Raw genomic sequence first — 3030 nt, 5'->3', positions numbered from 1 at the left:
AGAATTAAAGTCACAATAAACATTATTAATTTTTTCATATTTGTCAGTTTTATGTTATTTAATGGTTTAATAATATTATTTTGCTGAGTATTATAAACAATCTCTGCTAACGTTTTGCCGCTTTGCGAAGGCGGGGATTTTTAGCACTAAACTTCATTAGATGCACAAAGCTTGAATTTAGCACTTCGCTTTCATAGAAGCACGAAACCCCCGCTTTTGCAAAACGGCTGTTGGTGGCTGGTGTTTTATTGTCTTGTAGTGTCAAGTGTTTCATTATGCTTCTTTTTGAGCTTTACTTCAATATTCGGATTTAATCTTTTAATGTCATTGATAAATTCAGTCTTATGTTTCGGTGAAATTATTATAGAGTCAAATTTTCCGTAATTTATTTCAAGTCTGTCAAGTGAAGTTGCAGGCGAACTAATTGGATTGTTTGTTTCAGTAACCTTTTTTATTGTCTTAATGTCAATAGTTTTATTAATTATAAAACCGCATTTTATTGTCAGCTCGTCACTGTCTATTGTATAGGTTGTTGTCATAAACATATGAACAATAAATAGGATTACCGGTAAAAGAATTGCAATTCCTATCCAACTTGGTTTTTCACTTATGGTCAGAATTAAAACTGTCCCTAATATAAGAACAATAGGAATTACTAATTCAAGTCCGATTTTTGATTTATATATTTTCTTCATTTTAAAACTGTCTTTTTTAACGGTGTGTCGTTTTACACTTGCCACCAACGGAAAAAGTATTTGCGAAGGGCAGGCTAAATTGAACTAATCGTTCAATTTCGACCAACCGAAGCATATGCTTTTTCCGTATTGCTAAACTAAGAAAAAAAGTAATACGGAAAAGCAGTAGCGGATAAATATTCCCAAATTTTCAACTTTTTACATAATCCCGCCTTTTGCAAATACTATGTTGTAGGCAGTGCTACCTTAATAATCAACTATTATAAAGTCAAAATTACCCATTAAAAAAATGAAATTTTCATTCTCTTTTCTTGCTTTTTTACCCTTTTTAGGAAAACTCAATTTGAGAATCTCTTTTTCCGAATCACTAGTATTACTCCACATTTCATCTGGAATTAAATTCTCTCTTGAAATCTTTCTCTGTTCTATTATTCTTCTTTTGTATTCGTCAGTTTTTTGAAATTCTTTGAATTGTTTCAATTTGAAATTTTGATAATCTTGTCTTGATAATTCTTTTAATTTTTCAACATTATCATTTTTTATTGTGACAAGTTTATAACTTTCATAGAGTGAAGAATATCCGAAATTATAAGATTCAATTAGTTTTCCAATCGGGATTTCTAAAATCCCCGTATAATTTAGATTTATTAACTTTTTTTCACCAAATATCTGTTTAAAGACGGATATGTTTTTTTCAAAATCTGAATTTGGATCAGGAATAACTAATTCCACTAAATACAGTATTGAGTCCTTTAGTTCGTATGTTGCGATATAGCCTCTATAATTTCCTGTAGAAATTTGCTTATTGCCATCTTTGTCAATTTTTAATTTATCTAGTTTATTGTATACATCTATATTTTTTTCCAAATACTTTTCAAAAGGATTGTTTAATAAATCATATTCGGTTCCATCTATTTTTATTCTGTCAGGTTCTTGTTCGGTTGCGCTAATTTTGATAAAAATAGAAAAAAATATTAAAACTATTATTTTGTATTTCATTTTGAGTAGATTTTTCTATAGCATTGCCTACAACGTTTTGCAGCTTGGCGAAGTGGCGGACTTTGAAGCACTTACTTTCAATTTAGCAATAATGTTCATTTGAAAACCAAATGTTCAATTTAGCACTAAACCCGCCATTTTGCCAAACTGCTGTTAGCAAATCGGTTTTCAATTCCATTCTATGTTTAATTTATCTAATTCGGTTCTCAATTCGGTTAGTGAATTCGGATCAATTATTTGAGTATTGATTGTTAATTCATCTTTTTCTGATTTTATAATATAGTCACCAGCAAAGTTTTTGATTTGCTTTATATCATTAAGATTTATTTTCTTTCCAAATGGTCTATTCTCCATAATAAATCCGTTTTCTATTGATAAATATTTGTATTGTCGTTGGTAAAAGTATAAACTCAAGTAAATAACAGAAATTACAATCCAACCATAATCTAACCAACTCGTTTTTTCTTTTGTTAGAATATTAATAAAGAACCAAGCAAACCAAATCAATCCGAAAATTAGGTTTATATTCATTTGCTTTTTTTTATAACTTATTTTCATATCATTTTAACTTTTGCGTTCTGTTTTAAACTGTTTGCTAACGGAAAAAGTATTTGCGAAGGGCGGGCTAAATTGAACCTATAGTTCAATTCAGTCCAACCGTAGCAGATGCTTTTTCAATGAAACTAAATTACTCAAAATAGTTGAATTGAAAAGCATATGCGGATAAATATTTCTGCTTTTCAATTCAACACCTTAAACCCGCCTTTTGCAAATACTATGTTACCTGCAGTCTTTTTTTATTCGCCCCAGTCACTAAACATTAGCATCTTATTCCTTTTAGTATTCAAAAGTATGAAGCCGTTTTTTTGAGTTTCGGTAGAGTTTCCAGGTTTTACTGATAACAATCCCGTCTCGAAAATATAGATTTTACCGTTCCTAAAATCTGAACTTATTAGTTTTTCATTTTCAATTAGCTCAATTGAATGGTTTTGATTAGATGTTATTATATCTCCATTTTCAACGTTTAAACTATCAGAAATCGTCCATTTGTTTTTATTTGCGAATTTTAGAATATTTGATTCAATGAAGTAATTATCAGTAGAATTCCATAAAATTTTTGTTTTCCCACCCCAAGGTCCGTGATCATATGATTTAGAGAGTATTTTATCAGATTCAAATTCCTCCCAAAATATTGCAGGAATTACTTTCGAACAACCAATTAAAGTCTTGAATTCAACTTATAAATGCAACTTTTTGGGTGCGGATAATAAGCAATAAAAACATTTATTTTTCAGAGAGGAAAGAGAGACAATGTCCCCCTTTCTCTCACTCTGAA

At 29.8% G+C, this 3030-nt stretch carries 3 protein-coding genes; all 3 read right to left on the bottom strand.

What is annotated here, in order from left to right; genetic code table 11:
• Positions 1-245: 245 nt before the first annotated feature.
• Positions 246-695, bottom strand: a complete 450-nt coding sequence (locus VQ048_RS11990; RefSeq protein WP_327611898.1) for a PH domain-containing protein — start codon at positions 693-695, stop codon at positions 246-248.
• 246 nt (positions 696-941) lie between these two features.
• Positions 942-1694 (bottom strand): hypothetical protein, encoded by a 753-nt coding sequence (locus VQ048_RS11985; RefSeq protein WP_327611897.1) that lies wholly within the window; start codon positions 1692-1694, stop codon positions 942-944.
• Positions 1695-1862: 168 nt separating this feature from the next.
• Entirely contained in the window at positions 1863-2252 is a 390-nt protein-coding gene (locus VQ048_RS11980; protein WP_161531597.1) for a hypothetical protein, read from the bottom strand.
• Positions 2253-3030: the final 778 nt, after the last annotated feature.

It is taken from the genome of Bergeyella anatis (genome assembly GCF_036016955.1).
In the GTDB taxonomy this organism is placed as follows: Bacteria; Bacteroidota; Bacteroidia; order Flavobacteriales; family Weeksellaceae; genus JAYWXI01.
Note: the sequence above shows the minus strand (reverse complement) of the source record. Positions and strands in the feature narration are given on the sequence as shown.